Annotated in this window: 24 protein-coding genes; 15 read left to right on the forward strand and 9 right to left on the reverse strand. The window is 74.3% G+C overall.

Annotated features, from left to right (window positions below; all coding sequences use genetic code 11):
• The first annotated feature begins 48 nt into the window (after window positions 1-48).
• Entirely contained in the window at window positions 49-738 is a 690-nt protein-coding gene (locus FB455_RS22320; RefSeq protein WP_145754921.1) for a hypothetical protein, read from the forward strand.
• Here the strand turns inward: FB455_RS22320 and FB455_RS22325 are convergent.
• Window positions 707-2,662, reverse strand: a complete 1,956-nt coding sequence (locus tag FB455_RS22325; protein ID WP_145754922.1) for a BTAD domain-containing putative transcriptional regulator — start codon at window positions 2,660-2,662, stop codon at window positions 707-709. The two genes, FB455_RS22320 and FB455_RS22325, sit on opposite strands and share 32 nt — an antisense overlap.
• Window positions 2,663-2,760: 98 nt before the next feature.
• Here FB455_RS22325 and FB455_RS22330 point away from each other — a divergent pair, with 98 nt between their 5' ends.
• The gene (locus tag FB455_RS22330; protein ID WP_145754923.1) at window positions 2,761-3,639 is read left to right on the forward strand and encodes an alpha/beta hydrolase; all 879 of its coding nucleotides are present in this window, start codon (window positions 2,761-2,763) and stop codon (window positions 3,637-3,639) included.
• Between the two features lie 50 nt (window positions 3,640-3,689).
• Here FB455_RS22330 and FB455_RS22335 read toward each other — a convergent pair whose 3' ends face one another.
• Together FB455_RS22335 and FB455_RS22340 are read right to left on the reverse strand one after the other, a co-directional pair.
• Complete coding sequence (locus tag FB455_RS22335) at window positions 3,690-4,661, reverse strand: ABC transporter permease subunit (protein WP_145754924.1); 972 nt, start codon at window positions 4,659-4,661, stop codon at window positions 3,690-3,692.
• A complete protein-coding gene (locus FB455_RS22340) occupies window positions 4,658-5,488 on the reverse strand; it encodes an ABC transporter ATP-binding protein (protein ID WP_145754925.1) in 831 nt (276 codons plus the stop codon). Before FB455_RS22340 ends, FB455_RS22335 begins: the two co-directional genes overlap by 4 nt.
• Before the next feature lie 476 nt (window positions 5,489-5,964).
• Between FB455_RS22340 and FB455_RS22345 the strand changes: the two genes are divergently transcribed.
• The 4 genes from FB455_RS22345 to FB455_RS22360 all read left to right on the forward strand — a co-directional run bounded on the left by FB455_RS22345 (window position 5,965) and on the right by FB455_RS22360 (window position 9,223).
• Window positions 5,965-6,735 (forward strand): sensor histidine kinase, encoded by a 771-nt coding sequence (locus FB455_RS22345; RefSeq protein WP_486481564.1) that lies wholly within the window; start codon window positions 5,965-5,967, stop codon window positions 6,733-6,735.
• Window positions 6,735-7,382, forward strand: a complete 648-nt coding sequence (locus tag FB455_RS22350) for a response regulator (RefSeq protein ID WP_013286228.1) — start codon at window positions 6,735-6,737, stop codon at window positions 7,380-7,382. The genes FB455_RS22345 and FB455_RS22350 overlap by 1 nt, the downstream gene beginning before the upstream one ends.
• 66 nt (window positions 7,383-7,448) lie before the next feature.
• Complete coding sequence (locus FB455_RS22355; protein ID WP_114920354.1) at window positions 7,449-8,417, forward strand: ATP-binding cassette domain-containing protein; 969 nt, start codon at window positions 7,449-7,451, stop codon at window positions 8,415-8,417.
• A complete protein-coding gene (locus FB455_RS22360) occupies window positions 8,414-9,223 on the forward strand; it encodes an ABC transporter permease (protein ID WP_145754926.1) in 810 nt (269 codons plus the stop codon). The genes FB455_RS22355 and FB455_RS22360 overlap by 4 nt, the downstream gene beginning before the upstream one ends.
• A 41-nt stretch (window positions 9,224-9,264) precedes the next feature.
• On the opposite strand, the gene helR is transcribed toward FB455_RS22360, so the two are convergent.
• A complete protein-coding gene (gene helR, locus FB455_RS22365) occupies window positions 9,265-11,436 on the reverse strand; it encodes an RNA polymerase recycling motor ATPase HelR (protein ID WP_084588825.1) in 2,172 nt (723 codons plus the stop codon).
• Between the two features lie 224 nt (window positions 11,437-11,660).
• Between helR and FB455_RS22370 the strand changes: the two genes are divergently transcribed.
• The 3 genes from FB455_RS22370 to FB455_RS22380 all read left to right on the forward strand — a co-directional run bounded on the left by FB455_RS22370 (window position 11,661) and on the right by FB455_RS22380 (window position 13,249).
• The gene (locus FB455_RS22370) at window positions 11,661-12,452 is read left to right on the forward strand and encodes a TetR/AcrR family transcriptional regulator (protein WP_013286232.1); all 792 of its coding nucleotides are present in this window, start codon (window positions 11,661-11,663) and stop codon (window positions 12,450-12,452) included.
• Window positions 12,453-12,520: 68 nt separating this feature from the next.
• Window positions 12,521-13,054, forward strand: coding sequence for a flavin reductase family protein (locus FB455_RS22375; RefSeq protein ID WP_013286233.1), 534 nt, complete (start codon window positions 12,521-12,523; stop codon window positions 13,052-13,054).
• Window positions 13,055-13,075: 21 nt separating this feature from the next.
• Window positions 13,076-13,249, forward strand: coding sequence for an NIPSNAP family protein (locus FB455_RS22380; RefSeq protein ID WP_222434143.1), 174 nt, complete (start codon window positions 13,076-13,078; stop codon window positions 13,247-13,249).
• A gap of 17 nt (window positions 13,250-13,266) precedes the next feature.
• Here the strand turns inward: FB455_RS22380 and FB455_RS22385 are convergent, their stop codons facing one another.
• A complete protein-coding gene (locus FB455_RS22385; RefSeq protein ID WP_030272377.1) occupies window positions 13,267-14,271 on the reverse strand; it encodes a helix-turn-helix transcriptional regulator in 1,005 nt (334 codons plus the stop codon).
• An 85-nt stretch (window positions 14,272-14,356) separates the two neighbouring features.
• On the opposite strand from FB455_RS22385, the gene FB455_RS22390 reads away from it, so the two are divergent.
• Window positions 14,357-14,935 carry a DinB family protein gene (locus tag FB455_RS22390; protein ID WP_036311075.1) on the forward strand — a complete coding sequence of 193 codons (579 nt, stop codon included), beginning with the start codon at window positions 14,357-14,359 and terminating at the stop codon, window positions 14,933-14,935.
• A gap of 20 nt (window positions 14,936-14,955) precedes the next feature.
• The gene (locus FB455_RS22395) at window positions 14,956-16,047 is read left to right on the forward strand and encodes a winged helix DNA-binding domain-containing protein (RefSeq protein ID WP_030272374.1); all 1,092 of its coding nucleotides are present in this window, start codon (window positions 14,956-14,958) and stop codon (window positions 16,045-16,047) included.
• Between the two features lie 36 nt (window positions 16,048-16,083).
• On the opposite strand, the gene FB455_RS22400 is transcribed toward FB455_RS22395, so the two are convergent.
• On the reverse strand, window positions 16,084-17,292 hold the full coding sequence (locus FB455_RS22400; RefSeq protein WP_030272372.1) for a MalY/PatB family protein: 1,209 nt from the start codon (window positions 17,290-17,292) through the stop codon (window positions 16,084-16,086).
• Window positions 17,293-17,326: 34 nt separating this feature from the next.
• Between FB455_RS22400 and FB455_RS22405 the strand changes: the two genes are divergently transcribed.
• Window positions 17,327-17,896 (forward strand): GNAT family N-acetyltransferase, encoded by a 570-nt coding sequence (locus FB455_RS22405; protein WP_145754927.1) that lies wholly within the window; start codon window positions 17,327-17,329, stop codon window positions 17,894-17,896.
• Here the strand turns inward: FB455_RS22405 and FB455_RS22410 are convergent.
• From FB455_RS22410 to FB455_RS22420, 3 genes are read right to left on the reverse strand one after another with little or no spacing between them, the layout of a single operon-like run.
• Window positions 17,883-18,851 carry an outer membrane protein assembly factor BamB family protein gene (locus FB455_RS22410; protein ID WP_186466429.1) on the reverse strand — a complete coding sequence of 323 codons (969 nt, stop codon included), beginning with the start codon at window positions 18,849-18,851 and terminating at the stop codon, window positions 17,883-17,885. The two genes, FB455_RS22405 and FB455_RS22410, sit on opposite strands and share 14 nt — an antisense overlap.
• Before the next feature lie 20 nt (window positions 18,852-18,871).
• Window positions 18,872-19,693 (reverse strand): MOSC N-terminal beta barrel domain-containing protein, encoded by an 822-nt coding sequence (locus tag FB455_RS22415; RefSeq protein WP_145754929.1) that lies wholly within the window; start codon window positions 19,691-19,693, stop codon window positions 18,872-18,874.
• Between the two features lie 10 nt (window positions 19,694-19,703).
• Window positions 19,704-21,332: an acyl-CoA dehydrogenase family protein gene (locus FB455_RS22420; RefSeq protein ID WP_145754930.1), complete on the reverse strand. Its 1,629-nt coding sequence runs from the start codon at window positions 21,330-21,332 to the stop codon at window positions 19,704-19,706.
• Window positions 21,333-21,510: 178 nt separating this feature from the next.
• Here FB455_RS22420 and FB455_RS22425 point away from each other — a divergent pair, with 178 nt between their 5' ends.
• Genes FB455_RS22425 through FB455_RS22435 form a run of 3 tightly spaced genes read left to right on the forward strand, consistent with a single transcriptional unit; the run spans window position 21,511 to window position 24,871 of the window.
• Window positions 21,511-23,049, forward strand: a complete 1,539-nt coding sequence (locus FB455_RS22425; protein ID WP_123110104.1) for an ABC transporter substrate-binding protein — start codon at window positions 21,511-21,513, stop codon at window positions 23,047-23,049.
• Complete coding sequence (locus FB455_RS22430; RefSeq protein WP_013476859.1) at window positions 23,049-23,993, forward strand: ABC transporter permease; 945 nt, start codon at window positions 23,049-23,051, stop codon at window positions 23,991-23,993. The genes FB455_RS22425 and FB455_RS22430 overlap by 1 nt, the downstream gene beginning before the upstream one ends.
• Window positions 23,990-24,871 (forward strand): ABC transporter permease, encoded by an 882-nt coding sequence (locus FB455_RS22435; protein ID WP_145754931.1) that lies wholly within the window; start codon window positions 23,990-23,992, stop codon window positions 24,869-24,871. Before FB455_RS22430 ends, FB455_RS22435 begins: the two co-directional genes overlap by 4 nt.
• Window positions 24,872-24,887 lie beyond the last annotated feature (16 nt).

Here is a 24,887-nt window from a genome sequence, read left to right on the forward strand (position 1 = left end):
CGGACAAGCCGACGAATCCCCTAGAAGACACCCAAGGTCAGTCAGAGGGTGAGTCAGACCGGCCGGGTGACCCGCTCCCACATCATCACTGTCAGAGGAGACGACGGCCGTGACCATCACCGCTACGCCTATACGCGACAGCAACGTGTCCGCGCCACCCGGCAGATTCGTCTGGTGGGCATCCGTTCCCACTGGAGTGGACAGAACCGGGTGATCGAGGGGGTGACGTCGCTGTTCCCCGAACATCGACTGCTCGACGGTGCTGTGGCGGAGGAAGACGGGCGCGTTTACCGGTGGTTGTATCTCCTCGGCCCGCTCGCCCGCGGACGTCGCGTCAACGTCGGGATCAGGCAAGTGTTCGAAGACGTGTACGCCCCCATGAAGCCCTACTACCGCGAGAGCTGCGAGGAGCGGCGGGTAGGGAAGCTGTCGGTGCGTGTGCAGTTCGATCGCGCGGATGCACCCGCCGAGGCGTGGCAGGTCGTGTGGCGGAGAACCCGGTCGGGGTCGAGTCGCCAGGAGATCGCTCGTACCCGCTGCGAGCCGAGCGGTGCCTGCCCGGCGGGGAAAGTCGTCTACGAGATGACCTTTCGGCGCCCGGACCGCGAGTGCGCCTATGGGATCTGGTGGCGGTGGCCCGGGGACCCGCCACGCCGGCGCCGGACCTCGACATCCCTCGACGCGACGACTCCGCTCGAACGCGATGTCACCCCGGATTCCGCAACAGGCCGTTGGTGATCCGGCCCAGGTGCCCGGCGACCGGCCCGGCGGTGAGCAGGCCGCTACCGGCCCCGGCCAGCTCAGCCGCTGCTGGGGCGAGCGCGCTTCGTGCCCGGAGCATCGCGTCCCGGTCGCCCAGCGCTACGGCGGCCCGCGCGGTCAGGCACCACAGCGCCTCCATGAGCAGGTCACGCGGTGGCGCCGGGATGCGCCGCAATGCCTTGGCGGCCTCCTCGCGCCGGCCGTCGGCGAGCAGGAGCAGCGGGCGGGCCCAGGGCGCGTACGGGCCCCAGTCCGTGTCCGCCGGGAAGACGGCCGGCAGGTCGTGCCACACCCGCAGGCAGAGCAGTGCGAGCGGCGCCAGCCCGCGTTCCACGCCGGGCATGCCGCAGCCGGCCAGTCCGGTCGCCCACGACCGGTACGCCGCCTCCGCGTCCGGGTACGCGGCTCCGGTGGCGGCTGTCCGCATGGCCCGGTAGCCGCCGGTGAACACGCCGACGAGCGGGCTCTCGTGCCGGGCGGCGAGCCGGTCCGCCGCCTCGGCGTGCGCGTCGGCAGTGGTGAAGTCGGCGAGCGCGCTCCGCGCCTGCACCCGGATCAGATGTCCGAGGATCTCCACTGTGGCCAGGCCGTGCCGCGCCGCGAGCGCGACCAGTTCGGCGCCGATCCCGTCCCGCTCGGCGGCCAGCCCCGCGCGGTGGAACGTCTGCATGTACACGCCGTTGAGGGCCTGGGCCAGCAGCGCCGGGTCGGCCACCCGCCGGGCGATCGCCTCCGCCTCCCGCGCGGCCTCGGCGGGGCGCGGCGACGCCGTACCGCGGGACTCGATGGCGACGGTGGCCAGCAGCCGGGCGCGGGTCGCCTCCGGCGCGTCCGGGCCCAGCCCGGCGAGGGCCCGCTCCGCCGCCGCGACGACCCGGGCCGCCTGCGCCGGGTCGTCCGAGCGGGTCCAGATCGCGGGTACGTCGTACCCGCCGATGACCCGCGCGGTGAACTCCGGGTCGCCCAGCTGCTCGGCCGCGGTGATGGCCGCCTCACGCTGGTCCCGGGCGGCCTCCAGTCCGCCCGGCCCGGTCACCGCGAGGCTGCGCAGCAGCCCGACCGTCGACTCCAGCCGGGCCCGCGCGCCGGGCACCACACTGCGCTCGTACGCCGCCGCGGTCTCCGCCCAGACCCGCGCCGGGCCGGTCGGTTCGGGTTCGGCCTGGCGCAGCAGGTCGGTCTCCAGCCGCCGCAGCCGCGGTCCCGGGTCCAGGCCGAGTTGGTCGCGCAGCAGTTCCCGGGCGCGGCGCAGCACGGCGAGCGCGTCGGCCTGCCGCCCGGCCCGGTAGAGCGCCGACGCCAGCAGCGCCCACCCGTCCTCCCGCCACGGGTGCGCGGCGACGTGGGCGTCGAGATCGGGTACGGCGTCGGCGGCCCGGTCCAGCGCCAGCAGCGCCTCGGCCCGCCGCTCGACGGCTGTCAGCCGGATCTGGTCCAGCCGGGACCGCTCGGCGTGCGCCCACGGCTGGTCGAAGTCGGCGTACGCGGGCCCGCGCCACCAGCCCAGCGCCTCGTCGAGCCGGTCGAGCGCGGCCCGGGGCAGCGCGTCAGCCGATGCGGTGACCGTGTCCTCGAACCGCCAGGCGTCGACGGCGTCCGGGTCGGCGCGCAGCGCGTACCCCGGTCCGTCGGTGACCAGCAGCCGGGCCGGCTCGCGTGGCGGACGGTGCGGTTCCAGGCGGCGGCGCAGCGCCGCGACGAACGTGCGGACCGCGCCCACCCCGCCGGGCGGCGGGTCGTCCCACAGGTCGTCGACGATCTGCCCGACCGGCACGGTCCGGCCCCGGGCGGCGACCAGCCGCGCCAGCACGGCCCGGTGCCGGGGCCCCTTCAGGTCGACCGGCGCACCCGCGTCGTCCCAGGCCGTGACCGGACCCAGCACACCGAAACCGACAGGCACCGACCCCTCCTCGACCCGGGTCACCGTATCGCGCTCATCGGTTGCTCATCCGGCGCCGCCACGCTGGACCGGTACGACGAGACGAAAGAGGGATCGAGATGAGCACCACCATCGCGGGATTCGACTACCAGCGCGTTCCGGTCGCCGGGGACGTGGCGCTGAACGTGGCGGTGGGCGGCACCGGCAGCCCGGTCGTGCTGCTGCACGGCTTCCCGCAGACGCACCTGATGTGGCGGCACGTCGCCGCCGACCTCGCAGCCGAGCACACGGTGATCTGCCCGGACCTGCGCGGCTACGGCGCCAGCGACAAGCCGGCCGCGCACACCGAGGACACGTACAGCAAGCGGACCATGGCCGCCGACGTGGTGGCGCTGGCCCGCGCGCTCGGACACGAACGGTTCGCGCTCGCCGGGCACGACCGGGGCGCCCTGGTCGCGGTCCGGGCCGGCCTGGACCACCCGGACGCGGTCACCCACCTGGCGTCGCTGGACGTGCTGCCCACCCTCGACATGTGGGACGTGCTGCACGGCGCCTCAGCGGCGGTGGCGTTCCACCTCTACCTGATGGCGCAGCCGCCCGGCCTGCCCGAGACGATGATCGCGGGCAGCGCCGACGCGTTCTTCGGGCACTTCCTCGACGCCTGGGCCGGTGACCCGGCGGCCATGCCCGCCGACGTGCGCGCCGAGTACCTGCGCGCCTCCCGGGAGGCGGTCGACTCGATCGTCGCCGACTACCGGGCGTCGGCCGGGATCGACGTGGCGCACGACCGGGCGGACCGGGACGCCGGGCGGCGGCTGACCATGCCGGTCACCGTCATCCAGCAGGACTGGGGCGCCGCGCTCGGCTACGACGCGGCGGCGGTGTGGCGGGCCTGGGCCCCGGACCTGGAGCACCGCACCACCACGGCCGGGCACTTCATGGCCGAGGAGGCACCGGGCGAGATCACCGAGGCGCTGCGCGCGCTGCTCAAGCGGTAGGTACGGCGGTCCGGGCGCGCGCGGCGCCCGGACCGTCCGCCCCCGTCCGCTCAGCCGGCCCGTCTCCGGACGTGCCACAGGCCGAGCGCCGCCACCAGACCCGCCGCGCCGAGGTGGAGCGCCAGCTCGATCCACTGGAACGCCCAGAACCGGCGGTTCGGCTGGTACGCCAGGTCCACGTGCAGGTCGAGCGCGCCGAGACAGACCGCCGTGTCGCCGAACGTGCCGGTGGCGCCGGTACGCGGCGGATCGCGGAAACAGGTGCCGAACGCCTCGTCGGAGAGCTGCCGCCCGTCGGCGGTCCGCAGCGGGCTGATGTCGGTGACCCAGGCGCCCGGCACGTCCAACCCGCCGACCACAGGGGAGCCGGTGATGCTGCCCAGGTTGCGGGCCCGGTTGACGGTGTCGGCGGTCATCGGCACGGTGATGCGCTCCGGCGGCAGGTAGTGCGGGCGCAGCAGGTTCGGCACCGCGAGCTGCACCACGACCACGGCCAGGAACACCACTGCCATCGCCGGCAGGGTGCGGCGCAGCAGCAGCCCGGCGACCACGCCGAGGACGAGGCCGAACACCGCGTACCCGACCGGTGCGACGCCGCGCGCGCCGAACAGCACGGTGCTGAACCGGTCGCCGGCGACCCGGTCGACGGGCGAGGCCGCCCAGGTCAGCAGCGCACCGAGCACACCGGCGACGAGCGCGGCGGCAGCCGAGAGCACCGCCAGCTTGACCGCCAGCCAGCGGCGGCGGGGCACGCTCTGGTTCCACACCAGCCGGTGCGTGCCCTGCTCCAGTTCCCGGGCGACGAGCGGCGCGCCCCAGAGGGCCCCGATCAGCGCGGGCACCAGCGCGAAGCCGCCGGCGAGGAACAGCATCGTCTGCGCGTACCGGTCGGGCAGCCGGGCCGGATCCGGTACGGCGCGGATGTCCGCGCCGAGGCGCAGCAGGTAGGCGCCGGCCAGCACCAGCAGGGCGGCGCCGACGAGCGCCGGGAGGCGGAACTGCCGCACCGTCATCCGGATCATCGGGTCACCGCCGGGCGGGTGGCGGCCCGGGACAGGTACGCCAGGACCAGTTCCTCCAGCGTGACCGGCGCGCCGTCGCGTACCGCCGGACCCCGGACCACGACGCGGCCGGGCTCGGCCCAGATCACCTCGGCCCCGGCGGGCGCGGCTGTCCGGTGGTGCGTGGCGAGCAGGTCCGGGACCGGACCGGCCACCTGCACCCGGGCGGCGCAGAGCACGACCAGGTGGTCGCAGACCTGCGCCACATCGCCGAGCAGGTGCGAGGAGAGCACCGCGCCCGCGCCGAGTTCCCGCACGAAACCGGCCAGCCCGTGCATGAACTCGCGGCGCGCAAGCGGGTCCAGCGCGGCGGCCGGCTCGTCGAGGATCAGCAGCTCGGGACGTTTCGCAGCGGCCAGCGCGAGGGCCAGTTGCGCGCGCTGGCCGCCGGAGAGCCGGCCCGCCTTCTGCGCCGGGTCCAGGCCGACCTCGTCGACGCGCCGCCGGGCCAGCGTCGAGTCCCAGGACGGGTTCAGCCAGGCGCCCATCCGCAGGTGCTCGGCGACGGTGAGGGAGGCGTAGACCGGCGTGTCCTGGGCGACGAAACCGACCCGGGCCAGGTGCGCGGCGTCGGCAGCCGGTGGCGAGCCGAGCACCGTCAACGTGCCCGAGGTCGGCGCGATCAGCCCGCAGGCCAGTTGCAGCAGCGTGGACTTTCCGGCGCCGTTGGGGCCGACCAGGCCGACCACGTGCCCGCGCGGAACGCTCAGGTCGCAGTCGGCAAGCGCGGTGCGGCGGCCGTACCGTTTGGTCAGCCGCTCGGCGTGCAGGGCGAGTGGTGGATGCATGCGGCTCATCCTGGGCACGTCCGGACCGGCGGGCATCGGTCCGGAGCAGGGTCCGGCGCGCGGCGGACCCTACTTTCGGCCGGTTCGGCCCGGCCCGCGATCTCCTAGCGTGCTGGGCATGGCTACCGAACGGCTCACCCGGGTGGCGGCGACGGCGGGCCTCGCCGTGGTGCTGCTCGCCGCGATCGGCGTCCAGGCGGTGGCGGTCGCCGCGAGCTGGGGTCTGCGGTACTGGCTCCCCGGCGGCGCGGCCGCCGTCGTGGTCGGCGTGCTGGCTCTGGTACGCCATCGGCAGCGCGTCGTCACGGCCACTGCCGGACTCGCCGTCGCCGGGTCGGCAGTCGCCGCGGCCCGGCTGTTCGACCTGCCCACCGAGCCGGGACCGGCGCTGGTCGCTGGCGTCGGCCGTCCTGGTCGGATCGGCGGTACGCGCGCTGCCGCCGCTGCCCGCCGGCCTGATCGCCGCAGGTGGTCTCGTGGTGGCGGCCGGGGCGTGGGCGGCGGCCCGGCCGGGGGCGGGCGGGTCCGGGGTGGTGGCGCTCAACGGGCTGTGCTGGCTCGGCGGGGTCGTCGCGGGGCTCACGCTGCGGCTGCTCGACGAGCGGGCCCGGGCCGCGGCCGAGCGGGTACGCCGCGACGAGCGGCTGGAGCTGGCCCGGGAGCTGCACGACGTGGTGGCGCACCACGTCACCGGCATGGTGGTGCAGGCGCAGGCCGCCCACCTGGTCGGGCGGCGGGATCCGGCGCGCGCCACCGAGTCGCTGGCCGGCATCGAGGCGGCCGGCGGCGAGGCGCTGCGGGCCATGCGCCGCCTGGTCGGGGTGCTGCGCGACACCGCCGACGCGCCGCCGGCCTCGGCCGGTACCGAGCAGATCGAGGAACTGGTCGAGCGGTTCCGCCGGCAGGGCCCGCCGGTGCGGCTGCGGCTGCCGGGGGAGACGGCCTGGCCGCCGGAGGTCACCAGCACCGTGCACCGGATCGTCCGGGAGGCGCTGACGAACGTGGCCCGCCACGCCCCGCACGCCGGCCAGGTCACCGTGGACGTGTCGCAGGAGCCGGACGCGGTGGTGGTCGAGGTGACCGACGACGCGTCCGGCGTTTCCGGCGTTTCCGCCGAGCAGCGGGGCGGATACGGCCTGATCGGCCTGCGCGAGCGGGTCGAGGCCCTCGGCGGCACGCTGCGCGCCGGTCCCCGCTCCGGCGCCGGGTGGTCGGTGCGGGCGGTAGTGCCGAACGGGAGGGCGTGATGACGATCCGGGTGCTGCTCGCCGACGACCAGGCGATGGTCCGCGGCGGGCTGCGGCTGATCCTGGAGGACCAGCCCGACATCACAGTGGTCGCCGAGGCGGCCGACGGCGTCGACGCGGTAGCCCAGGCCCGCCGGCTGCGCCCGGACGTCTGCCTGGTGGACATCCGGATGCCGCGGCTCGACGGACTCCAGGTGACGCGGGCGCTCGCCGGGCCCGAGGTGGCCGACCCGCTGCGGGTCGTCGTGGTCACCACGTTCGACCTGGACGAGTACGTCTACGGCGCGCTGCGCGGGGGAGCGGCCGGGTTCCTGCTCAAGGACGCCGGACCGGCGCTGCTGGTGGAGGCGGTCCGGGCGGCGTACCAGGGTGACGCGCTCGTGTCCCCGTCGGTGACGGTCCGGCTGCTGCGGCACCTGACCCCGCCCGCGCCGCCCCGCGACGAGCGCCGTCCGGCGCTGTCCGAGCGGGAGATCGAGGTGGTACGGGAGATCGCCCGGGGCCGGACGAACCTGGAGATCGGCGCGGAGCTGTTCATCTCGCTGAGCACCGTGAAGAGCCACGTGTCGGCGGTGCAGACGAAGCTCGGCCTGCGGAACCGTACCGAGATCGCGGTCTGGGCCTGGGAGCACCGCGTGGTCGACTGAAACGTTGGCGGACGCGCTACCGTACGTTGTACGTTAGCGGCCGTCGTCAACGGAGGGGGCACAGTCGTGGAACATGCGATCCTGGCGGAGGGCCTGCGCAAGCGATACGGGGACACCGCCGCGCTCGACGGATTCGACCTGCGGGTGCGACCGGGCACCGTGTGCGGGCTGCTCGGCCCGAACGGGGCGGGCAAGACCACAGCCGTCCGCATCCTGGCCACGCTGCTGCGCTTCGACGCCGGGCGGGCCGAGGTCGCCGGCTTCGACGTGGCGGGACAGGCCGACCGGGTGCGCCACCGCATCGGTCTGGTCGGGCAGCACCCCGCTGTGGACGAGGCACTGAGCGGGCGGGAGAACCTGGTGATCTTCGGCCGCCTGTTCCACCTGGACCGGGCCGGGGCGAGGCGGCGCGCCACCGAACTGCTCGACCGGTTCGGGCTCGCCGACGCCGGCGGGCGGCCGGTACGCACGTACTCCGGTGGCATGCGCCGCCGCCTCGACCTGGCCGCCGGGATGATCCTCGCGCCGTCGGTGCTGTTCCTCGACGAGCCGACCACGGCGCTGGACCCGCGCGGGCGCAACGAGGTGTGGGAGGCGGTACGCGACCTGGTACGCGGCGGCACCACGGTGCTGCTGACCACGCAGTACCTGGACGAGGCCGACCAGCTCGCCGACCGCGTCTGCGTGCTCGACGCCGGCCGGGTGATCGCCGAGGGCACACCTGACGCGCTCAAGTCCCGGCTCGGCGGCGACCGGATCGAACTGGTCGTCCGCGACGCCGCCGACCTCGCCACCGCCGCCGGGCGGCTGCGTACGGTCGCCCGCGCCGAACCGGCTGTCGATCCGGACCGCCGGGCGGTCAGCGCCCAGGTCGGCGACCGGGCGGGCGCGCTGACCGAGGTGCTGCGCGCGCTGGACGCCGACGGCGTGGACGTGGCCGACGTGGCGTTGCGGCGGCCCACGCTGGACGAGGTGTTCCTCCAGCTCACCGGCGCGCCGTCCGCCGCTCGGACCGGTGTGGAGGTGACCGCGTGACAGCGACCGTGACCCCGGCCCGGCGCGCGTCGCTGGCCGGTGACGGCCTGACGCTGACCGGGCGTGCGCTGGCGCACTGGCGGCGCGAGCCCGGCCCGCTGGTCGGCTCGCTGGGCTTCGACATCCTGATGGTGCTGATGTTCGCCTACCTGTTCGGCGGCGCGCTCCAGGTGCCCGGCGACGGCAGCTACCGGGAGTTCCTGATGCCCGGCATGTTCGCCATGACGATGGTCTTCGGCATCAGCATGACCACCATGGCGGTCTCGGCGGACCTGGAGCGCGGCGTCACCGACCGGCTGCGGTCCATGCCGGTGTCCCGGCTGGCCCCGCTGCTCGGCCGCGCCGTGGCCGACCTGATGTTCGCGGTGGTGACGCTCGCCGTCATGCTGCTCGTCGGCCTGGCCGTCGGGTGGCGGGCGCGCGGCGACCTCGGTGACACGCTCGCCGCGATCGGGCTGATCCTGCTGCTGCGGTTCGCGCTGGTCTGGGTGGGCGTCTTCCTCGGCCTGACCGTGAAGGGGCAGAGTGCGGTCACGGCCGTGCAGACGCTGGAGTTCCCGCTGGGCTTCCTGTCCAGCGCGTTCGTGGCGCCGTCCACGATGCCCGCGTGGCTGGGTGCGGTCGCCGAGTGGAACCCGCTGTCCGCGACCGTCGGGGCCACCCGGGAGCTGTTCGGCAACCCCGGGTGGGGCGGCGACTCGTGGGTGGCAGCGCATTACCCGCTGCTGGCGGTGCTCTGGCCGCTGGCGCTGGTCGCGGTGTTCCTGCCGCTGTCGCTGCGCCGCTACCGGGCGCTGAGCCGCTGAACCGGGCCCGGGGGCGGCCGTGCGCCGCCCCCGGGACGCGGTCACGGCCCGGTGAGGACGACCAGTTCGCCGGTCGCGCGGGTCATCGCGACGTACCGGTCCACCGTGCCGGAGATCCCGTCGCCGAACGACTCCGGGTCGACCAGCACCACCAGGTCGAACTCCAGTCCCTTGGCCAGCTCCGGGGTCAGCGACCGGACCCGCTCCGAGGCCGGGAACGCCGGATCGCCGATGACGCACGCGACGCCCTCGGGATGGTCGGCGAGCCAGCCGTCCACCACCGCGCCCAGCTCCGCGCGGGCGCCGTACCGCACCGGGGCGCCGTCGCGGATGGACGTGGGTACGTTGGCATCAGGGAGCACGGCCCGGATCACCGGTTCGGCCGCCGCCATCACCTGCGCCGGAGTGCGGTAGTTGACGGTGAGCGTGGCCACCTCGACCCGGTCGAAGCCGGCCCGCGTCAGCCGCTGCGGCCACGACTCGGTGAACCCGTGCCGCGCCTGCGCCCGGTCACCGACCACTGTGAAGCTGCGCGACGGGCAGCGCGCCAGCAGCATCTGCCACTGCGCGTCGGTCAGCTCCTGCGCCTCGTCCACCACGACGTGCGCGAACGGCCCGGCCAGCAGGTCCGGATCGGTCACGCTCAATGCGCTGGAGTCGACCAGGCTGGTTCGCATGTCCTCGCCGTACAGCATGGTCATCAGACCCTCGCCGTCGTCGTAGGCGTGCGACGCGATCAGCGCGTCGACCACCGTGTCCATCTCGGCGCGCTGCGCGGCCAGCACCGCCTCGTCGCGGCGCCGCCGCAGCGACGCCTCCGGGTCGCCGACGCGGCGCCGGGCCGCGTCCAGCCACGGCAGGTCGGCGACAGTCCAGGCCCGGGCGTCGGGCCGCCGCAGCGTACGGATCTCCTCGACGCTCAGCCAGGGCGCGCACCGGCGCAGGTAGGCCGGCACCGACCACAGGTCGGCCACCACGTCGAGCGGGTCCAGCAGCGGCCACGCCCGGCCGAACGCGGTGACCAGCTCCCGGTCGCGCGCCAGCGCCCGGCGCACCGCCTCCTCCGGCTCGTCGCCGCGGTACTTCTCCACCAGGATCGTGAGCAGTTCCTCCCACACGTCGTCGCGGGCCTCGTTGTGCGGGACGCCCGGTCCGGCCGCCTCGAACGCCGTCGTCCAGTCGTCGGCGGTCAGCCGCAGCTCGCCGTCCCCGACGCCGACTGTCATCCCGGTCGCGGGCGGCTCCTCGTAGAACCGGACCGCGGCGTCGACCGCCCGCACCGTGTCCGCGGACGCCTTCAGCCGGGCCACCTCCGGGTCGGTCTCCGGCGCCGCCGTCGCGCCCTCGGGCACCAGGTCGGCGAGCGTGCAGATCTGCACGTCCTCCTCACCCAGGCTGGGCAGCACGTCCGACACGTAGTTCAGGTACGGCTGGTGCGGCCCCACCACCAGCACCCCGCCCCGGCGCTCGCCCAGCCGCGGGTCGGCGTGCAGCAGGTACGCGGTCCGGTGCAGCGCCACCACCGTCTTGCCGGTGCCGGGGCCGCCGTCGACCACCAGCGCGCCCCGCGACCCGGCCCGGATGATCGCGGCCTGGTCGGCCTGGATGGTGCCGAGCACGTCGCGCATCCGCGCCGACCGGGTCGCGCCCAGGCTGGCGATGAACGCCGACTGGTCGTCGAGCGCGGCGTGCCCGGCCAGGCCGTCGGCGGTGAACACCTCGTCCCAGTAGTCGGTGATCCGCCCTCGGCTCCACCGGTACCGGCGGCGGCTGACCAGGCCCATCGGGTCGGCGTGGGTGGCGCCGAAGAACGGCTCGGCGGCGGGGGAGCGCCAGTCCAGCAGCAGCCGGCCGCCCGCGCCGTCGGTCAGGCCGAGCCGGCCCACGTACACCGGTTCGCCGCCGTCCGCGCCGACCATCCGGCCCAGGCACAGGTCCAGGCCGTAACGGCGCAGCGTACGCAGGCGCGCGCTCAGCCGCCGGACCTCCTGGTCCCGGTCGACCGCCTGCCGGCCCCGGCCGCCCGCGGCCCGGCGCGTCGCGTCGAGCCGGTCGGTCAACTCGGCGATCGAACGGTGCAGGTTGTCCGCGATGGCGGCGAAGTGCCGCTCGTCGGCGGCGATCAGGTCCGGGCCGGCCTTCGCCGACAGACGCTCGGGAAGATCGAAAACGCTCGTGGCAGGCAGATTCAACTCGTCTCCGATCACGGGCACGGCCGAGCCTCCGCTCTTCGCGGCTTTTCGAATGCCTCGGCAATGGGTTACGGCCGGCAATTGTGCGCCCTCACCCGGGTCTTGCGGCAAGACCGGGGGTGCGCTATATGTTGGTAGTGGCGGGAGAACCCGCCATTCTTTTTGCGCGAACAATTCTCGGGCTCCCCTTTTCCGGCGTCCCGCCGACCGCCGGTGACCGGCGTGGCCGGTAGGATGACGGCACCATGTCGAAGGAGCGCCGGCGCAAGGCCGATCCCGCCCGCAGCCTGGCCCTTCTCTGGCGCACCCAGGAGCCGGCCAGCCGCGGCGCCGGTCCCGCCCTGAGCGTCGACCGGATCGTGCGCACCGCGATCGAGATCGCCGACGCCGACGGCATCGACGCGCTCACCATGCGCCGGGTCAGCGAGGCGCTCGGCGTGGGCACCATGTCCGTCTACACGTACGTGCCGGGTAAGGCGGAACTGCTCGACGTCATGGTGGACGCCGTCCTCGGTGACCTGCCGCGCCCGTCCGACGTGCCGGGTGGCTGGCGGGGGCGGCTGGAACGCGTCGCGCGGGACAACCTCGCCCTCTACCGGGCCCACCCGTGGCTGCTGCGCGCCGAGACCACCCGGCCGGTGCTCGGCCCGAACGTGCTCGCCAAGTACGACTACGAACTGCACGCCGTCGCGGACATCGGGCTGGACGACGTGGAGATGGACGCGGTGCTCACGCTCGTGCTGGGGCACGCCAAGAACGCGGCCCGGGTCGCGCTGGACGTGGCCGAGCTGGAACGTGAGACCGGGATGACCGACGACCAGTGGTGGCAGACGCACGGGCCCTGGCTGGAGAAGTTCATGACCGCCGGCAGCTTCCCGCTCGCCGCGCGGGTCGGCACCGCGGCCGGCATGGCGCACGGCGCGGCGTACGGGCCGGACCACGCCTTCGAGTTCGGTCTTCAGCGTGTGCTCGACGGCATCTCGGTGGTGGTGGCCGACCGTGCCGCTGGTGGGCCGGAGCCCGGGAAGACCTTGTAATCCTACTGGATGGGTAGGAAACTCTCCCTGGGGTCGACGATCCCCGTCGTACACCTTGGAGGAACACCGTGACCGAGCCTGCCGACACCCCGGTCGACGCCGACGCCGACGCGCTGCGGACGCTGCTGCGGCACCAGGCCAGCACCGTCACAGTGGTCACCGCCGCCGGTCCGCCCGCGGCCGGGTTCACCGCCACCTCGTTCACCGCGGTGTCGCTGCGGCCGCCGATCGTCTCGTTCTGCCTGGACCGGGGCTCGTCGAGCTGGCCGGTGGTGTCCCGGGCCCGGCACGTCGGCGTGCACCTGCTCGGGCACGGCCAGCACGAGATGGCCCGGACGTTCGCCACCAGCGGGATCGACCGGTTCGCCGAGCCGACCCGCTGGCGGCCCGGCCCGGAAGGGGTGCCGGTCCTCGACGACACGCTGGCCTGGCTGCTCTGCCGGGTGGTGGACCGGGTTGTCGTCGGGGACCACGCCGTCGTGCTGGCCGAACCGGAGCTGCTGCGGCACGCCGACGTCGGCTCGCCGTTGCTCTACCACAGGGGGCGGTACGCCGGCCTGGCCGACACGACCGACCCCGGTGGCCGCCGCTCCGCCGCCTGACCGGCCGCCGCTATCGTGGCCGTGATCACCTGCGTCGTGCACTACACGATCGACAGCCTGACGGCGTACGAGCAGTACCGGGCCCGGCTCGGTGTGGACCCCGAGTTCGTCGCCGCCGACCGGATCCGCGAGGAGTCGGGCTGTGTCCTGCGGTACGAGCGCACGTTCATGCGCCCGCTCCTGCCCACCGACTGACGCCCCGGCCGGCCCGGCTACCGAGGCGGGTTCGGGCCCTCTGCCGCTGCGGCGTAACGGCGGGCCAGGCGCGCGAACGCCTCGCGCAGCTCCGGCGGCCCGACCACCTCGATGTCGGCGTCGTACCGGCCGAGCACGGCGGCCAGCCCGGCCCACGACCAGGCGCCCAACACGAGCCGACAGCGGTCCGGGCCCAGTTCCTCGACGATCCCGTCGCGCGTCCACCCGGACACCACGCGGGCGGGCAGGTCGAGGATCACCTCGCCCCGGCAGGGCCAGTCGCCCGGCCCGGTGGCGCCCTTGAACCGGCCGGCGACGTACGCGGCCACGTCCCCGCCGGGCAGCTCGCGGGGCGTGAACCGGGGGCCGGTGGGCGTACGCGGGCTGATCCGGTCGACCCGGAACGTGCGCCAGTCGACGCGGTCGAGATCCCAGGCGACGAGGTACCAGCGCCCACCCCAGGTGACCAGGTGATGCGGCTGCACCCGGCGCGGCGGCCGGCCCGCGACCGGCGGCGTCGTCGACACCGACTCGTAGTCGAAGCGCAGCTCCTCGCGGGCGTGCACGGCGGCGCTCAACGTCATCAGCAGCGCCGGTTCCACCCGGTGCCGGGAGGGCGTATCGGCGCGTTGCACGTCGACCACCCGCAGCGCGTCCACCCGGTGCCGCAGCCGCGCCGGCATCACCTGCCGTACAGTGGTCAGCGCCCGCGCCGCCGCCTCCTCGATGCCGGTCACCCCGCCGGCGGCGGTCTGCAACGCCACTGTGAGCGCGACCGCCTGCTCGTCGTCGAAGAGCAGCGGCGGGAGCGCCGAGCCGGCGCCCAGCCGGTAGCCGCCGTCCGGCCCCTTGGCGCTCTCGATCGGATAGCCCAGCTCGCGCAGCCGGTCGACGTCGCGGCGCACGGTTCGCGGGCTGACCCGCAGCCGTTCGGCGAGCAGCGACCCGGGCCAGTCGCGTCGCGCCTGCAACAGGGACAGCAGGGAGAGCAGCCGGGCGGAAGTCTTCGGCACGCCACGCATTCTGCCGCGAGAAGAGGACACTTCCTGACCGCTATGCCTGCGAGGGTGGACCCGTACCCGATCAGGACCGGAAGGAACGATGACGATGACCGGCACCACCACGACCCCCACCACCCTGGACGCCGAGCGGACCGACCTGCTGGCCGAGCTCGCCGAGGCCCGGAACATGCTGATCAACACGGTGCGCGGCCTCACCGACGAGCAGGCCGCGCAGAAGCCGACTGTCAGCGCGCTCTGCCTGGGCGGCCTGATCAAGCACGTCGCATCCACCGAGGAGGCGTGGCTGCGGTTCGTGGTCGAGGGCCCTTCGGCGATGTCATTCGCCATGCCCGAGGGCGTCACCTGGGAGGACTTCATGTCCGGGCAGGCCCGCGAGCTGCCGCAGTGGGCGATCGAGCGGGGACGGGACTTCCAGATGCTGCCCGAGGACACGCTGCCGGCCATCCTGGACCGGTACGCCCGCATCGCCGCCCGTACCGAGGAGATCGTGGCCGGCGTCGAGGACCTGTCGGCGACCTGGCCGGTGCCGGACGCGCCGTGGAACGAGCCCGGTTCGGTCCGCAGCATCCGGCGGGTGCTGATCCACGTCATCGCCGAGACCACCCAGCACGCCGGGCACGCCGACATCCTGCGCGAGAGCATCGACGGGCAGACCACCACCTGAGCGGGCCGGAGACCGCAGCGATGACAGTGCTCGACCAGTTGATGCTCAACCGGGCCACGCTCGCCCGGCAACTGCTGCTGGAGCGCGCCGACCTGCCGGTGGCGGACGCCGTGACGCACCTGTGCGGGTTGCAGGCCCAGGAGCCGCAGGAGCCGTATGTCGGGCTCTGGTCGCGGCTGCGGGCCTTCGACCCGGCGGTCCTGTCGGACCTGCTGGTGCGCCGCCGCCTGGTGCGTACCCACCTCATGCGCCGCACCGTGCACCTGCTCGCCGCGGACGACGTGCTGACCTGGCGGTCCCGGCACGACGCGATGCTGCGGCAGCGGGTGCTGGGCGTCTACCGCGGCGAGTTCGACGGGGTCGACCTCGACGAACTCGCCGCGGCGGCCCGGGAGGTCCTGGCCGACGGCGAGCCGCGCACCACCGCCGAGATCGTGGGGGCGCTCACCGCGCGCTGGCCGGAGACCGACCGGCGGGCGCTCGGCGAGATCGTGCTCGCTCTCGTGCCGGCCGTGCAGGCCCCGCCGCGCGGACTGTGGCGGACCACCGCCGGCGTCCGTACCGTCGCTCTGGCCCGGTGGCTGGGCCGCGACGCCGACCCGCCCGGTCCGGACGGCGACGACCTGGCCGGGCGGGCGCTGGTGCGGCGCTACCTGGCCGCGTTCGGTCCGGCCGCGTCGGCGGACCTGCGCGCCTGGTGCGGCCTCGCCGGGCTGCCCGCGGCGGTGGCGGCGGTCCGCGACGAGCTGGTGGCCTTCCGGGACGCGCGCGGCCGCACGCTGCTGGACCTGCCCGGCGCGCCCCGGCCCGACGCGGACACCCCCGCGCCGGTACGGTTCCTGCCCGCCTTCGACAACGCCGTGCTCGGCTACCACGACCGCAGCCGGATCATCGACGACGCCCACCGCAACCTCTCCGTCGCGGGTGCCCGGTTCGTGCTCGTCGACGGCCGGGTCGCCGCCACCTGGACGGTCGACGCGGGCGTCGTGGTGGTCACGCCGCTGCGCGCGTTGACCCGCGCCGAGCGCACGGCCGTCACCGCCGAGGGCGGCGCCGTGGCGTCGTTCCTGTCCGAGGGCGACAACCAGGGGGTACGCGTCGTCGCCCGTTGAGCCGCTGGTAAGGCGCGCGAGCGCGCTGGCCGCCGGTCAGGCGCGCGTCGCGCGGCCCATCCGGGTGACCGCCTCGGTAAGCACGGCGGGGGAGGTGGCGAAGTTGAGCCGCACGAACCCGGTGCCGCCGGAGCCGAAGACGTGCCCGGAGCTGAGCGCCACCCGGGCCCGGTCGAGGAACATCCGCGCCGGACCGGCCAGGTCGCTCGCCACGCCCGGTCCGTCGCCCGCCTCGGTGGGTACGCCGAGGCGCCGGCAGTCCAGCCAGGCCAGGTACGTGCCCTCGGGCGGCTGCCACGACACGGCCGGAAGGTGCTCGGCCAGCAGTGATCCGAGCAGCGCCCGGTTCGCGTCGAGGCCGTCGAGCAGCCGGTTGAGCCACGGCCCGCCGGCGCGGAACGCGGCGGTGTGCGCGAGCACCCCGAGGTGACTGGGACCGTGGCTGACCTCCTCCGGCATCCGCGCCAGGTCGTCCGCCGCGTCCGGCCCGGCGACCGCCAGCGCCGCCTTGAGCCCGGCCAGGTTCCACGCCTTCGACGCCGACAGCAGCGCGAACGCGTTCTCCGCGCCCGGCACCGTCAGGTACGGCGTGAACCGCGCGCCGGGCAGCGCCAACGGCGCGTGGATCTCGTCGGCCACCACCCGTACGTCGTGTCGCGCGGCCAGCTCGGCGACGGTGGCCAGCTCGTCGGGCCGGTGCACCACACCCGTCGGGTTGTGCGGGTTGCAGAGCAGGAACGCCGGCCGCTCGCCGATCGCGCGGGCTCGGCGGAACGCCTCCTCCAGCGCAGCCGGGTCGAGCCGCAGGTCCGCGCCGAGCGGCGCCTCGAGGACCTGCCGGCCGGCGTTGGCGACGAACGCGTAGAACGGCGGGTAGACCGGGGGAGTGACCACCACCGCGTCGCCCGGGCCGGTGACCAGGCGCAGTACCTCGACCGTACCCATCATCACGTCCGGCACCAGCGTGGTCCGGCCGACCGGGAAGTCGGCCCAGCCCCACCGCTGCGCGGCGAAACCGCCGACCGCCTCGGCGTACCCGGTGCCGAACGCGTAGCCGGTGTCGCCCAGCTCGACCGCCCGGCGCAGCGCCTCGGCCACCGGCGGCGCGAGCGGCACGTCCTGCTCGGCCACCCACAGCGGCAGCACGTCCGGCGGGTGCAGCCGCCACTTCACACTGGTGCGCTGCCGGAGCTGGTCGAGCGTGAGCTGGGTGAGCGGATTGCCCTCGTCGGCGGAAACGACCATGCGGCCCACACTAGGTTCCTCCTACCATCGCCCGATGACCCACCCGGCGTACCCGCTGCGCACGCCCCGGCTGCTGCTGCGCCCGGTCACGCTCGGCGACCTGGACGACGTGCACGCCTGGCAGCGCCGCCCGGACGTGGTCCGCTGGATGGCCGGCACCGCGCCGCGTACCCGGGCGGAGTCCCTGTCGTCGGTGACCGCGATGGCCGGCGAGGACGCGCTGCGCGCGGAGGGCGACTGCCTGACGCTCGCCGTGGTGCGCGACGCACGGGTGATCGGCGCGGTCGAGCTGGTGTGGCGCAGTGCGGCGGACCGCACCGCCGAGCTGGGGTACGTGTTCCACCCCGGCCACGGCGGTCGTGGGCTGGCCACCGAGGCGGCCGGGGCGCTGCTGGACTGGGGTTTCGGCGGGTTCGGGCTGCACCGGGTGGTGGCCCGCTGCCACGCGGACAACGAGCCGTCGGCCCGCCTGATGGCCCGGCTCGGCATGCGGCGGGAGGCGCGGCACGTGCGCAGCTACCGGTTCCGGGACGGCTGGGCCGACCAGCTCGTCTACGCGATCCTGGCGGACGAGTGGCGGTCCCGGCCGGTCAGGTCGGGCTGACCGCGCTCAGTCCACCCGCCCCGGCGAGCAGCACGGTGTCCGCGTCGAGGGCGTGCAGGGAGTCGATCCGGCGTAGCGCGGTGGCCCTCTCGTGGACGCCGTCATCGTCCACGCGCAGGAGGGCGCCGGACCGGCGCGCCGCCACGTGACAGTGGCCGGCCGCCACCACGCCGGGGACCGGCGGGTCACCCGCGCCCACGCGCCGGCGGATACCGCCGGTGGTCAGGTCGACGGCGGTCAGGCCGCCCCGGCTGTCGCGTACCCAGGCGAGGGCACCGGTGACGCACGGCGCGTCCGGGGCGAGGTCGGCCTCGTCGCGGAAGAACTCCTCGCCGTCGCCGGATCCGACGTGGACCCGCCGGATCATGCGTGGGCCGCACCGGAGCAGCACGTGGTCGTCGTCGACGGCGACGAGGGCGGGCCGGTCGTCGCTGTCCGCCAGCGGCTCGGGCAGGGCGAGCCGGCGCACCTCGGTGCCGCCGTCGGGGTCGAGGATCCGCAGCTCGGACGCGCCCGGAGTACCCACCACGACGACGCCGCCGGCCACCACGGGCCGTACCGTGGCCACCCGCGCGGCGGTGGCCCACCGGAGCGTCCCGGTCTCCCGGTGCAGCGCCCGCAGCGCGGTGTACCCGCGCCACCCGCCCACCAGCACGGTGTCCCCGGTCACCACGAGATGACCGGTGTACGGCGGGACCGCCGCGCGCCACACCAGCGCGCCGGTGCGCAGGTCGAGGCAGTCCACCTCGTCCCGGTCCTGTGGCAGGGCCCAGCAGCGCCCGCCCGCCACGACCACGGCCCGGGGCCAGGTGCCCAGCGGTACGTCCCAGCGCGCGTCGCCGGTCACGGCGTCCAGCCCGACCAGGCGGGTGGCGCGTTCGTGCGCGATCACGTACCCGGACGCCACCGCGACGGCCTGCGGGCCACGCAGGTGTGACGGCCTGCTCCACCGCACCGGCACCGGCGATACGCCTGTCACATCGCGTGGCATTCGTCGCCGGCCCGGATCTCGCCGGTGGTCAGCGGGACCAGGCGGACGCCGAACCACGTCTTGCCGTCGTAGCGCCGGTGCCGGGCCAGCGTGCGGATCGGCTCCTTCCCGGTCGCGAGCGTCTCCGGGTCGATGAGCGTCACCGAGCAGCGGTCGCAGCGTTCGGACACCCGGAAGTCGACAGCGCCGATGCGTACCCGGCTCCAGCCGTCCTCGGCGAACGGTTCGAACGGCCCGTCCAGCACCACAGTCGGGCGGAACCGGGCCATCGCCGGCGGCTCCGGCGCGGGCTCGCCGCGTTCCAGCGCGCCCTCGACGATCCAGTCCCGCAGCCGCCGCAGCGACGGCGCCGTGGCGGCCAGCAGCGGCCCGGCGTCGGACAGGTTCAGCGGATCGCCGGGCCCACCGCCGTGCTCGGCCGACATCGGCCGGCGGCGCGGATCGTCCAGCCAGGCCAGCCGTACGGGCCGGCCCAGCCGCGCGGACAGCCAGTCGTGTGCCTCGTCGGCGGCGAGCCGGACCGTGTCCAGCCGGGACACGTCGGTCGGGACCGGTGGCCCGTCCACCGGCTCGGCGACCGTCAGCGACGACCCGTCGCGGGCGGTGAGCGTGATCGACCCGGAGCCGGGCGCGGCGGTCAGGCCGAGCAGCGCCGGCAGGGCGGTCGAGCCCAGTTTGCGGCCGTCGGGGCGCAGCACCAGCCAGCGGCGGTCGTGACGCAACCCCCACGGCTGGACATCGGCCCGGTCGACGTCGACGCCGCCGAGGGACTTGACCGGATACAGGTGTACCGAGGCGAGTCGCATCACCACCCCCTCAGCCGATCTTGGGAGTGGCGCGGTCGATGATCGCGGCGAGGTCCAGTCCGCCCGGCAGCGTCCCGTACGCCTGCCCGTGGTCGCCGTCGAGCCGGGACGCGCAGAACGCGTCGGCGACCGCCGGGTGGCCGTGGCGCACCAGCAGCGAGCCCTGGAGCACCAGCGCCAGCCGCTCGACCACCCGCCGGGCGCGCAGCTCCAGGTCGGTGTGGTCGGCCAGTTCGTCGCGCACCCGGCGCACCGCGGCGTCCAGCCGGGCGTCCGCGCCGGCCGCGGCGGCCACCTCCGCCTCGTACGCGGCGAGCACCTGCGGTTCCCGGGTGAGCGCGCGCAGCACGTCGAGCGCGGCGACGTTGCCGGAGCCCTCCCAGATCGAGTTCAGCGGCGACTCGCGGAACAGCCGCGGCATGCCGGACTCCTCCACGTAGCCGTTGCCGCCCAGGCACTCCAGCGCCTCGGCGGCGTGCCCCGGCCAGCGCTTGCACACCCAGTACTTGCCGACGGCGAGGGCGAGGCGCTTGAACGCCGTCTCGCCGTCGTCGCCGCGCGCGGACCGGTCGGTCGCGCCGGCCAGCCGGACCATCAGGACGGTGGCCGCCTCGGACTCCACCGCCAGGTCGGCCAGCACGTTGCGCATCAGCGGCTGGTCGGCCAGGTAGTCGCCGAACGCCCGCCGGTGGGTGGCGTGGTGCACGGCTGTGGTCACGCCGTGGCGCATCCCGGCCGCCGCGCCGATCACGCAGTCGAGCCGGGTCAGGTTGACCATGTCGATGATGGTGCGCACGCCCCGGCCCTCGTCGCCGACGCGCCACGCCACCGCGTGCTCGTACTCGACCTCGGCGGAGGCGTTGGAGCGGTTGCCGAGCTTGTCCTTGAGCCGCATCAGCCGCATCGGGTTGCGGGTGCCGTCGGGCAGCACCCGGGGGACCAGGAAGCAGGTGAGGCCGCCGGGCGCCTGGGCGAGGGTGAGGAACAGGTCGCACATGGGCGCCGAGGTGAACCACTTGTGCCCGACGAGCCGGTAGCTGCCGTCCGGCTCGGGCCGGGCCGTGGTGGTGTTGGCGCGCACGTCCGAGCCGCCCTGCTTCTCGGTCATCGACATGCCGGCGAGCAGGCCGCGCTTGGTCTGCGGCGGGCGCAGTCCGAAGTCGTACTCGCGGGTGGTGAGCAGCGGCTCGTAGCGGGCGGCCAGGTCCGGGCTGTGCCGCAGCGCGGGCACCGCCGCGTAGGTCATCGAGATCGGGCAGCCGTGCCCGGCGTCGGGCCGCCACAGGTAGAAGCCAGCCGCGCGGGCCACGTGCGCGCCCGGCCGGTCGTCGGCCCACGGCGCGGCGTGCAGGCCGTGACCGACGGCGGTACGCATCAGCTCGTGCCAGGACGGGTGGAACTCCACCTCGTCGATGCGGTGGCCGTACCGGTCGTGGGTGCGCAGCACCGGCGGGTGCTCGTTGGCGAGCCGACCGTGCTCGGCTGCCTCCTCGCCACCGGCGAGCCGGCCCAGCTCGTGCAGCCCGGGCAGCGCCCAGCCGGCGCCCTCGCGGGCCACCCCGTCGCGCAGCGCCGGGTCGTCGGCGGTGTCGTGGCCGACCATCGGCGGGACCTGGTTGACGACCTCGTGTGTGGTCACGGCGGCAACTCCCAGCGCTGGTGGCGGATCGGGTCGGGGCCCGGATTGAACCACCGTTCACTCCGCACCGGCAAGCGGCGGCCGACCAGTCACTTTGGCGGTATTCGTTGACATCATCCCGCTCGGGGAGAAGACTCGCCGAAACTTTCTTTTGTCCGGGAAGTGGCTAGGGGGGCCTGTGTCCAGGAAAAAGCTCGGTGTGCTCGGTGCCGCACTCACACTGACCGTCGGCGTCCTGTCCGGATGCACCGGCGGCGAGGCGGTCGACGTCGGTGGCGGGGGGAACGCCGGCGGCGCCGGTGGTGTCCTCAACGCCGCGATCGGCGGCGAGCCGGACCAGCTCGACCCGCACAAGACCTCGGCGTACTACAGCTTCCAGGTGCTGGAGAACGTCTACGACACGCTCGTCGAGCCGGACGCCGACCTCAAGATGGTGCCGTCGCTGGCGACGAAGTGGACCACCAGCGACGACCAGCTCACCTGGACGTTCACGCTGCGCGAGGGCGTCACGTTCTCCGACGGGTCGCCGCTGACCTCCGAGGACGTCGTCTACTCGTACGAGCGGATCATCAAGGAGAAGCTGAACAACGCGTACAAGTTCGCCACCGTCAAGTCGGTCACCGGGCCCGACCCGGCCACAGTGGTGGTGACGCTCAGCGCGCCCACGCCGAACCTGCTCGCCAACCTGGGCGGCTTCAAGGGCGTGGCGATCGTGGAGAAGTCCAACGTCGAGTCCGGCGCGGTGAAGACCGCGCCAGTCGGCAGCGGCCCGTTCAAGGTGGCCGGCTACACCTCCGGCGACAGCGTCAAGCTGGTCCGCAACGACTCGTACTGGGGGGAGAAGCCGAAGCTGGACGGCGTCACGTTCACCTTCGTCAAGGACCCGACGGTGGCGCTGCAGAACCTGCGCAGCGGCCAGGTCCAGTGGACCGACAACCTGCCGCCCCAGCAGGTGAAGTCGTTGCAGGACGGCGACGACCCGGTGGTGAAGTCGGCGGCCTCCACCGACTACTGGTACGTGGCGCTCAACGAGGCCCGCAAGCCGTTCGACAACCCCGAGGTGCGGCGCGCCATCGGCTACGCGCTGGACCGCGAGGCGATCACCAAGGCGGCCAAGTTCGGCCTGGCCACCGTCAACCAGACCGCCATCCCGAAGGCCAGCGCGTTCTACTACGACTACGCGCCCTACAGCCACGACCCGGGCAAGGCGAAGCAGATGCTCGGCCAGGCCGGCGTGAGCAACCTGACCATGGACCTGATGGTCACCAGCGAGTACCCGGAGACGGTCACCGCCGCGCAGGTCATCGCCGCGCAGCTCAAGGACGTCGGCATCACCGTCAAGATCCGTACGCTGGACTTCGCCCAGTGGCTCGACGAGCAGGCGAAGGGCAACTTCGACGGGTTCATGCTCGGCTGGCTCGGCAACATCGACCCGGACGAGTTCTACTACGCCCAGCACCACAGCGGCGGCACGTTCAACTTCCACAAGTACAAGAACCCGGCGGTCGACAAGCTGCTCGACGACGCCCGCACCCAGACCGACCAGGGCGCCCGCAAGCAGGCGTACGAGCAGGCGGCGAAGCAGATCGTCGACGACGCCAGCTACCTCTACCTCTACAACCCGGACGTGGTGCAGGGCTGGTCGAAGAAGGTCTCCGGCTACGACGTGCGCACCGACCGGGCGATCCGGTTCCGGTCGGTCGCCCTGGCCAAGTGATGGCCCGCTTCGTCCTGCGGCGGGTCCTCCAGTCGGCGGTCGTGCTGGTCGGCGTCACGCTCGTGGTGTTCCTGCTGCTGCAACTGGTGCCGGGCGACCCGGTCCGGGTGGCGCTCGGCACCCGGTTCGACCCGCAGACGTACGAGGCGCTGCGCGAACGCGCCGGCCTCGACCAGCCGCTGCCGGTGCAGTACGCCAGCTACCTCGGGCACGCGCTCACCGGCGACCTGGGGGTCAGCTTCCGCACCGGCCAGCCGGTGAGCCAGATCGTGCTGGAACGGCTGCCCGCCACGCTGTCGCTGGCCGTCACCGCCGTGGTGTTCGCGCTACTGGTGGCGTTCCCGCTGGGCATCGTCGCGGCGGTACGCAGCGGCTCCGCCGTCGACCACGCCGCCCGCGTGTTCAGCCAGTTCGGCGTCTCCGTGCCGGACTTCTGGATGGGCATCATGGGCATCCTGCTGTTCGCCGGGGTGCTCGGCTGGCTGCCCCCGTCCGGTTACGTGGCGCTGACCGACGACCCCGGCAGGTGGGCCACCCACGTGGCGCTGCCGGCGGTCACCGTCGGCCTGGTCACCGCGTCGATCCTCACCCGGTTCATCCGCTCCTCCGTGCTGGAGGTGCTCTCCGCGGACTACGTACGCACCGCCGAGGCGAAAGGGCTGCGCAACCGGGTGGTGATCGTGCGGCACGTGTTGCGCAACGCGCTCATCCCGGTCGTCACGGTGGTCGCGGTGCAGCTCGCCAGCCTGCTCGGCGGCGTCATCGTGATCGAGGTGCTGTTCGCCTGGCCCGGCATCGGCCGGCTCACCTTCGACGCCGTGCAGGCCCGCGACTATCCCGTCCTGCAGGGCGCGGTGCTGCTCGTCGCAGCCCTGTTTCTGCTGGTCAACCTGCTGGTGGACATCCTCTACGCCCGCCTCGACCCGAGGATCACGGTCAAGTGATCGCCACGACCGAGAGCACCGGACGCCGCGCCCTGGACGCGCTGCGCCGCGACCCGCTCGCCGTCGGCGGCACGATCGTGCTCGTACTGCTCGTGGTGGTCGGTGTGGCCGGCCCGTGGCTCGCGCCGGCCGGCGTCAACGACGTCGACGTGGACCAGATGCTGCGCCCACCCAGCGGCGCGCACCCGTTCGGCACCGACGAACTGGGCCGCGACGTGCTCAGCCGGGTGCTCGTCGCGGCCCGCGTGTCACTGCAGGTCGGCGCGGTCAGCGTCGGCATCGCGCTGGTCGCCGGCGTGACGCTCGGACTGTTCGCCGGCTACTACCGGGGCTGGCTGGACAGCGTGCTCATGCGCTGCATGGACGTGCTGTTCGCGTTCCCGGTGCTGCTGCTGGCGGTCGCCATCGTGGCGGTGCTCGGCCCCGGCCTGCTCACCGCCATGGTCGCTATCGGCGTGGTCTACACGCCCATCTTCGCCCGGATCACCCGCGCCGGCGTCCTGTCCGTACGCGAGCAGGTGTTCGTCCGGGCCGCCGTCTCCATCGGCGCGTCCGACCTGCGCATCATGCGCCGGCACGTGCTGCCGAACATCGCCGCGCCGCTGATCGTGCAGACGTCGCTGTCGCTGGCGTTCGCGATCCTCTCCGAGGCCGCGCTGTCCTTCCTCGGACTCGGCATCCAGCCGCCCGCGCCGGCCTGGGGCCGGATGCTGTTCGACGGGCGCGGCTTCGTCACCGACGCGTGGTGGCTGGGCGTGTTCCCGGGCGCGGCGATCTTCCTCACCGTACTGGCGTTCAACCTGGTCGGCGACGCGCTGCGCGACGTGCTCGACCCGCGCCAGCTCACCCTGGGCGAGGCCCGCAGGAGCACCCCATGAGCGAGCGCACCGAGCC

It is taken from the genome of Micromonospora sp. CNZ296 (genome assembly GCF_007827635.1).

What these genes read in the sequence shown, in the direction of transcription:
- FB455_RS22330 (WP_145754923.1), top strand. Translation starts at nt 2,761, where the DNA reads ATGAGCACCACCATCGCGGGATTCGACTACCAGCGCGTTCCGGTCGCC.
- FB455_RS22335 (WP_145754924.1), bottom strand. Translation starts at nt 4,661, where the DNA reads ATGATCCGGATGACGGTGCGGCAGTTCCGCCTCCCGGCGCTCGTCGGC.
- FB455_RS22340 (WP_145754925.1), bottom strand. Translation starts at nt 5,488, where the DNA reads ATGCATCCACCACTCGCCCTGCACGCCGAGCGGCTGACCAAACGGTAC.
- FB455_RS22350 (WP_013286228.1), top strand. Translation starts at nt 6,735, where the DNA reads ATGACGATCCGGGTGCTGCTCGCCGACGACCAGGCGATGGTCCGCGGC.
- FB455_RS22370 (WP_013286232.1), top strand. Translation starts at nt 11,661, where the DNA reads ATGTCGAAGGAGCGCCGGCGCAAGGCCGATCCCGCCCGCAGCCTGGCC.
- FB455_RS22385 (WP_030272377.1), bottom strand. Translation starts at nt 14,271, where the DNA reads ATGCGTGGCGTGCCGAAGACTTCCGCCCGGCTGCTCTCCCTGCTGTCC.
- FB455_RS22390 (WP_036311075.1), top strand. Translation starts at nt 14,357, where the DNA reads ATGACCGGCACCACCACGACCCCCACCACCCTGGACGCCGAGCGGACC.
- FB455_RS22395 (WP_030272374.1), top strand. Translation starts at nt 14,956, where the DNA reads ATGACAGTGCTCGACCAGTTGATGCTCAACCGGGCCACGCTCGCCCGG.
- FB455_RS22400 (WP_030272372.1), bottom strand. Translation starts at nt 17,292, where the DNA reads ATGGTCGTTTCCGCCGACGAGGGCAATCCGCTCACCCAGCTCACGCTC.
- FB455_RS22405 (WP_145754927.1), top strand. Translation starts at nt 17,327, where the DNA reads ATGACCCACCCGGCGTACCCGCTGCGCACGCCCCGGCTGCTGCTGCGC.
- FB455_RS22415 (WP_145754929.1), bottom strand. Translation starts at nt 19,693, where the DNA reads ATGCGACTCGCCTCGGTACACCTGTATCCGGTCAAGTCCCTCGGCGGC.
- FB455_RS22430 (WP_013476859.1), top strand. Translation starts at nt 23,049, where the DNA reads ATGGCCCGCTTCGTCCTGCGGCGGGTCCTCCAGTCGGCGGTCGTGCTG.